The sequence below is a fragment of the Streptomyces sp. NRRL WC-3549 genome, assembly GCF_000721935.1.
Taxonomy (GTDB): domain Bacteria; phylum Actinomycetota; class Actinomycetes; order Streptomycetales; family Streptomycetaceae; genus Streptomyces.
On sequence record NZ_KL585390.1, the window covers coordinates 66,281 to 72,818 of the forward strand.

At 73.9% G+C, this 6,538-nt stretch carries 6 protein-coding genes; 4 read left to right on the forward strand and 2 right to left on the reverse strand.

The window, feature by feature from the left end:
* From IH13_RS0108455 to IH13_RS0108465, 3 genes are all read left to right on the forward strand, one after another.
* Positions 1-705 (forward strand): TatD family hydrolase (locus IH13_RS0108455; RefSeq protein WP_031082499.1); only part of this gene is annotated, 705 nt, incomplete at its 5' end.
* Positions 706-773: 68 nt separating this feature from the next.
* Positions 774-1,670, forward strand: a complete 897-nt coding sequence (gene rsmA / locus IH13_RS0108460; RefSeq protein WP_051835798.1) for a 16S rRNA (adenine(1518)-N(6)/adenine(1519)-N(6))-dimethyltransferase RsmA — start codon at positions 774-776, stop codon at positions 1,668-1,670.
* Positions 1,667-2,530, forward strand: a complete 864-nt coding sequence (locus IH13_RS0108465) for a 4-(cytidine 5'-diphospho)-2-C-methyl-D-erythritol kinase (RefSeq protein ID WP_031082502.1) — start codon at positions 1,667-1,669, stop codon at positions 2,528-2,530. The genes rsmA and IH13_RS0108465 overlap by 4 nt, the downstream gene beginning before the upstream one ends.
* Before the next feature lie 32 nt (positions 2,531-2,562).
* On the opposite strand, the gene IH13_RS0108470 is transcribed toward IH13_RS0108465, so the two are convergent.
* Both IH13_RS0108470 and IH13_RS0108475 read right to left on the reverse strand, forming a co-directional pair.
* Positions 2,563-3,513 carry a bile acid:sodium symporter gene (locus tag IH13_RS0108470; RefSeq protein WP_037841013.1) on the reverse strand — a complete coding sequence of 317 codons (951 nt, stop codon included), beginning with the start codon at positions 3,511-3,513 and terminating at the stop codon, positions 2,563-2,565.
* Positions 3,514-3,595: 82 nt separating this feature from the next.
* The gene (locus IH13_RS0108475; protein ID WP_031082504.1) at positions 3,596-4,279 is read right to left on the reverse strand and encodes a lipoprotein; all 684 of its coding nucleotides are present in this window, start codon (positions 4,277-4,279) and stop codon (positions 3,596-3,598) included.
* Between the two features lie 149 nt (positions 4,280-4,428).
* Here IH13_RS0108475 and IH13_RS0108480 point away from each other — a divergent pair, with 149 nt between their 5' ends.
* Complete coding sequence (locus IH13_RS0108480; protein ID WP_031082506.1) at positions 4,429-6,240, forward strand: ABC-F family ATP-binding cassette domain-containing protein; 1,812 nt, start codon at positions 4,429-4,431, stop codon at positions 6,238-6,240.
* Positions 6,241-6,538: the final 298 nt, after the last annotated feature.

Below are 6,538 nucleotides of genomic sequence, written 5' to 3' on the forward strand. Positions count from 1 at the left end.
GGCTCGCGGTGGGCCGCCGAGACGGCCGCCGCCCACCCGTCCGTGCACGCCGCCGTCGCCCTGCACCCCAACGAGGCGCCGCGGATCGTGCACGGGGACCCGGAGGGCAGCGCGCGGCAGGGGGCGCGCGAGCCGGGCGGCAAGGCCGCCCTGGACGAGGCGCTCGCCGAGATCGACGCCCTGGCCGCCCTCGACCACGTACGCGCCGTCGGCGAGACCGGCCTGGACCACTTCCGTACCGGCCCCGAGGGCGTCGCCGCCCAGGAGGAGTCCTTCCGGGCCCACATCGAGATCGCCAAGCGGCACGGCAAGGCCCTGGTCATCCACGACCGGGAGGCCCACGCCGACGTGCTGCGCATCCTCGCCGAGGAGGGCGCGCCGGAGCGCACCGTCTTCCACTGCTACTCCGGGGACGCCGAGATGGCCCGCGTCTGCGCCGCCGCCGGGTACTTCATGTCCTTCGCCGGCAACGTCACCTTCAAGAACGCCCAGCCGCTCCGCGACGCGCTGGCCGTGGCCCCGGCGGAGCTGGTGCTCGTCGAGACCGACGCCCCCTTCCTCACCCCGGCCCCCTACCGGGGGCGGCCCAACGCGCCGTACCTCATCCCGGTGACGCTCCGCGCGATGGCCCAGGTGCGGGGCACCGACGAGGACACCCTGGCCGCCGCGATCTACGACAACACCGCCCGCGCGTTCGACTTCTGACCGGCACGCGCCGCGGGGCCCACGGGACGGGCGGCCTCCGGGCCCCCCGACGGCCGTAGGCTTACCGGGTGAGCACCACAGAGCCCGACGCCCTCCTGGGCCCCGCAGACATCCGCGAGCTGGCCGCAGCGCTGGGCGTACGCCCCACCAAGCAGCGCGGACAGAACTTCGTCATCGACGCCAACACGGTCCGCCGGATCGTCCGGACCGCCGAGGTGCGGCCCGACGACGTCGTGGTCGAGATCGGCCCCGGACTGGGCTCGCTGACCCTGGCCCTGCTGGAGGCGGCCGACCGGGTCGTCGCCGTCGAGATCGACGACGTACTCGCGGGCGCCCTGCCGGCCACCGTGGCGGCCCGGCTCCCGGGGCGCGCCGACCGCTTCTCCCTGGTGCACTCGGACGCGATGCTGGTGACCGAGCTGCCCGGCCCGGCGCCGACCGCGCTGGTGGCGAACCTCCCGTACAACGTGGCCGTACCGGTGCTGCTCACCATGCTGGAGCGCTTCCCGTCCATCGAGCGGACGCTCGTGATGGTGCAGGCCGAGGTCGCCGACCGGCTCGCCGCCAAGCCCGGCAGCAAGGTCTACGGCGTGCCGTCCGTGAAGGCCGCCTGGTACGCCGACGTCAAGCGCGCCGGTTCGATCGGGCGCACCGTCTTCTGGCCCGCGCCGAACGTCGACTCCGGGCTGGTGTCCCTGGTCCGGCGCACCGAACCGATCCGGACCACGGCGAGCCGGGCCGAGGTCTTCGCCGTCGTCGACGCGGCCTTCGCCCAGCGCCGCAAGACGCTGCGCGCCGCGCTGGCCGGCTGGGCCGGCTCCGAGGCGGCCCTCGTCGCGGCGGGGATCTCGCCGCAGGCGCGGGGCGAGGCCCTCACCGTCGAGGAGTTCGCCGCCGTCGCCGAGAACAAGCCCGGGCAGCCGGAGCGGCCCGGGCAGGCCGAGACGTCCGGGAGCAGCGCATGAGCGTCACCGTCCGTGTCCCCGACGGCTTCCACGACCTGGCCAACGTCTTCCTCGCCGTCGGGCTGTACGACGAGGTCACCGTCGCCCCGGCCGACACCCTGCGCGTCACCTGCTCCGGCCCCGACGCCGCGCAGGTCCCGCTGGACGCCGGCAACCTGGCGGCCCGCGCCGCTGTCGCGCTGGCCGGGCGGTACGGCATCAGCCCCGACGTCCACATCCACATCGCCAAGGACATCCCCGTCGCCGGTGGCATGGCCGGCGGCAGCGCCGACGGCGCTGCCGCCCTGGTGGCCTGCGACGCCCTGTGGTCCACCGGGGCGTCCCAGGACGAACTGCTCGCCATCTGCGCCGAGTTGGGCAGCGATGTGCCGTTCAGTCTGATCGGCGGGGCGGCGCTCGGTGTGGGCCGGGGTGAGCAACTGACCCCCATCGAGGTCGGCGGCACCTTCCACTGGGTCTTCGCCGTCGCCGACGGCGGGCTCTCCACCCCCGCGGTGTACGCCGAGTTCGACCGGCTCACCGCCGGCACCCGGGTACCCGAACCCACCGCCTCCCCCGCGCTCCTGACCGCCCTGCGCAAGGGCGACACCGCCGCGCTCGCGGGCGCCCTCGGCAACGACCTCCAGGCCGCTGCCCTCTCCCTGCGTCCCTCGCTCGCCGACACCCTCGCCGTGGGCACCGCCGCGGGCGCCCTGGCCGCGCTGGTCTCGGGGTCGGGGCCGACCACGGCCTTCCTGGCCGCCGACGCGGACACGGCCCGGGAGATCGGTGACGCGCTGCTGGCCTCGGGCACGTGCCGCGGCGTGCGCGTGGCGGTGTCCCCGGCGCCGGGGGCGACCGTGCGGGAGCCGCGGGGGTAGCGGCCGGCGGCGTACGGACCTCGGGGCGGGGGTCAGTCCCGGAGCGGAAGCATCCGAGGCACGGCCCGTACGCAGACCACCATGCCGACCACCTCGACCAGGGTCTGGGTGACCACGACGACCGCCGCGACGGCCAGGGCGTCGGGCAGCGCCAGGGCCAGGGGCAGGACGACCAGGGAGTTGCGCGTCGCCCCGGTGAACACGATCGCCCGCCCGTCGCGCGGGCCGAGGCGGAACACGCGGGCGACGCCGAGCCCGGCGAAGGCCATCACGACCAGGAAGAGCACGTAGAACGGCACGACGTGGGCCACGTCCGTCAGGCTGCCGGCCTCGCTGAGCCCGGGCACCTGGGAGGCGACCACGGTGAGCAGGGTGGCGGCCATCAGCGGCACCATCGCGGTGCCCACCGCGTCGGCCGCCTTCCGCCCGGCCGGGCGCCGCGCGGCCCAGGCCTGGGTGAGCCAGGCCAGGGCCAGCGGGACGACGATCAGCACCGCGAACGCCTCGACGAACGGCCCGGCCTCCACCACGCCGGCCAGGTCGCGGCCCATGAACAGGAACAGGTAGCCGGGCAGCAGGACCATCTGCCCGAGCAGCAGCAGCGGGGTCGCGGCGAGCAGCCGCCGGCTGCTGCCTCCGGCGAGCCCGCTGAAGACGATCACGTAGTCGACGCAGGGGGCCAGCAGCACCAGCAGTACGCCCAGGCGGACCGCCCGGTCGTCCGGGAGGAAGGCGAACATCGCGGCGACCACCAGCGGCACCACGACGAAGTTCACCACCAGCGCGGCGGCCAGGAAGCGGCCCGCCCGCAGGGAGCGGACCAGCTCCGCCGCGGGCACCTGCAGGAACGTCACGTACAGCAGGGCGGCCAGCACCGGGTTGACGGCGTGCTCCAGGACGGGGCCCGCGCCGGGCGCGGCCCGGCCCACCAGCCCTCCGGCGGCCAGGGCGCCGAGGTAGACGGCGACCTGGTGGCGTTCCATGCCGGCGACCAGGCCGGGTGACGACGACAACGTGCGTACTCCTTGCGCGGGGTGCGGGAGAAGGACGGCGGGTGCGGTCCCGTCAGCCCAGTTTCAGGCTCTCCCGGGCCAGCTCGTACGCGGGCAGCATCTGCCGGTGCTCCTCCGCGTCCATCCCGCCCAGGTGCACCACGAGGGGGCCCTCGGGGGTGGCGACCGCGAAGGCGCGCTCCGGCTTCGGCCCGTCCGACGGGTCGCCGTCCACCGTGTAGCCGACCTCGACGGCGGCCACGGATCCGGCCTCGGCCTCCGTGTACACGGCCTTCGCCGCGTGCGGTTCGTCCGCCACGAACGCCTCCAGCGCCGACCGCGCGTCGCCGGCGGACTTCCCGCCCGCCCACACCCGGAGGTAACCGATGTTCCCGGCCGGCTTCGCGTCGATCTCGCAGACCAGCGTCACCGTGCCCTGCTCGCCCAGCTCCGCCAGGTCGGACCCGGGCTCCACCTCGACGGCCTGCGGCTTCCAGTCCTTCGCCAGGTCGAAGGTGACCGGCAGGACACAGGCCGAGCCGGCGCCGCCGAGCGTGATCCCCTTCGCGGCCGGCCGGCCGGTGCCGCGGTCGCCGTTCTTCGCCGTGCCGTCCCTCGCCGTGCCGTCTTTCGCCGTGCCGTCCGAGGGCGACGGGGTGCCGCCGCCCTTCCCGTCGGCGGCTGACGACGAACAGCCGGCCAGCACCAGCCCCGCCAGCACCGCCCCGGCCAGGGCCCGTCCAGCACCACGTCTCATGAAGTCCCCACCCCGAAGAATGTCCCGAACCCGCGCGACCAGGGGTTCTCCCCCCTCGCCGGTCGCCGCACGCTACCGCACCCGTGGCGGCGACTACCCTGGGACATCGAGCGGTCCCTGCCCGGGGGGACCCCCGGGGCAGGAGTGAAATGGCCGTCAATCTGGTCAATGTCGAGCAGGTCAGCAAGGTGTACGGCACCCGTGCCCTGCTCGACGGTGTATCCCTCGGGGTGTCCGAGGGCGACCGGATCGGCGTCGTCGGCCGCAACGGCGACGGCAAGACGACGCTCATCCGGATGCTCGCCAAGCTGGAGGAGGCCGACACCGGCCGCGTCACCCACAGCGGCGGCCTGCGTCTGGGCGTCCTGACCCAGCACGACTCCCTCGACCCGCAGGCCACCATCCGGCACGAGGTCATCGGCGACCTCGCCGACCACGAGTGGGCCGGCAGCGCCAAGATCCGCGACGTGCTCACCGGCCTCTTCGGCGGGCTGGCCCTGCCCGGGTTCGAACACGGCCTGGACACCGTCATCGCCCCGCTCTCCGGCGGCGAGCGGCGCCGGATCGCGCTGGCGAAGCTGCTCATCGCCGAACAGGACCTGATCGTCCTCGACGAGCCCACCAACCACCTCGACGTCGAGGGCATCGCCTGGCTGGCCGGGCACCTGCGGGCGCGGCGCTCCGCGCTCGTCTGCGTCACCCACGACCGCTGGTTCCTCGACCAGGTCTGCACCCGCATGTGGGATGTCCAGCGGGGCACGGTCCACGAGTACGAGGGCGGCTACAGCGACTACGTCTTCGCCCGGGCCGAGCGCGAGCGGATCGCCGCGACCGAGGAGGCCAAGCGGCAGAACCTGATGCGCAAGGAGCTGGCCTGGCTGCGGCGCGGCGCCCCCGCCCGTACGTCCAAGCCCCGCTACCGCATCGAGGCGGCCAACGAGCTGATCGCCGACGTTCCGCCCCCGCGCGACACCAGCGAGCTGATGAAGTTCGCCAACGCCCGGCTCGGCAAGACCGTCTTCGACCTGGAGGACGTGACCGTCCAGGCCGGTGCCAAGACGCTGCTCACCCATCTCACCTGGCAGCTCGGCCCCGGCGACCGCATCGGTCTGGTCGGGGTCAACGGCGCGGGCAAGACCTCGCTGCTGCGGGCGCTCGCCGAGGCGGCGCGCAGCCACGGTGACGTACAGCCCGCGGCCGGGAAGATCGTCGTCGGTAAGACCGTCAAGCTGGCCTACCTCTCCCAGGAGGTGGCGGAACTCGACCCGAAGCTGCGTGTCCTCGAAGCCGTCCAGCAGGTGCGCGACCGGGTCGACCTCGGCAAGGGGCGCGAGATGACCGCCGGTCAGCTCTGTGAGCAGTTCGGCTTCTCCAACGAGAAGCAGTGGACACCGGTCGGGGACCTGTCCGGTGGCGAGCGGCGGCGGCTGCAGATCCTGCGTCTGCTGATGGACGAGCCCAACGTCCTCTTCCTCGACGAGCCCACCAACGACCTGGACATCGAGACGCTGACCCAGCTGGAGGATCTCCTCGACGGCTGGCCCGGGTCGATGATCGTCATCTCCCACGACCGCTTCTTCATCGAGCGGACCACCGACCGGGTGATGGCGCTGCTCGGCGACCGGGCGCTGCGGATGCTGCCGCGCGGCGTCGACGAGTACCTGGAGCGCAGGAAGCGCATGGAGGAGGAGGCCACCCCGGCCTCGGCCTCCGGCGCGCCGAAGGCCGCACCGGCCAACACCGTGTCGCCGCAGGCGGCGCGGGCGGCGAAGAAGGAACTGCAGAAGGTGGAGCGGCAGCTCGACAAGATGTCGACCCGGGAGACGGAGCTGCACGCGCAGATCGCCGCACACGCCACCGACTTCGAGAAGGTGGCGGCACTCGACGCCGAGCTGCGTGAACTGGTCGCCGAGCGCGACGTGTTGGAGATGCGCTGGCTGGAGCTTGCCGAGGACGCGTGAGCCCCACGGTGCGCCCCGGGCGGTGTGCGGCCCCGGTGGACGCGTAACGGAGGCATCACGGCCCGGTTCTCCCTTGGGTACAGGGGGCGGACCGGCCCGGTGCCCGCGGTGGTGCGGTGGTACAAAGAAGCCCCGCTCGACTGTCGTAACGCCGCGGAACCCGTGCCCGATTCGCTCCTTTCCGAGGGGTGCCCAGCCCAGCGGAATCGCGGGGGAGACCGAACCGGGCAACGGACCGCACGAAGGGGGACGTGCTGATGACCCAGCCGCCCAGCCAGCAACCGCCGCAGGGGGGATT

Coding starts and splice junctions, on each gene's coding strand:
- IH13_RS0108475 (WP_031082504.1), bottom strand. CDS start 4,279: ATGAGACGTGGTGCTGGACGGGCCCTGGCCGGGGCGGTGCTGGCGGGG.
- IH13_RS0108470 (WP_037841013.1), bottom strand. CDS start 3,513: ATGGAACGCCACCAGGTCGCCGTCTACCTCGGCGCCCTGGCCGCCGGA.
- IH13_RS0108480 (WP_031082506.1), top strand. CDS start 4,429: ATGGCCGTCAATCTGGTCAATGTCGAGCAGGTCAGCAAGGTGTACGGC.
- IH13_RS0108465 (WP_031082502.1), top strand. CDS start 1,667: ATGAGCGTCACCGTCCGTGTCCCCGACGGCTTCCACGACCTGGCCAAC.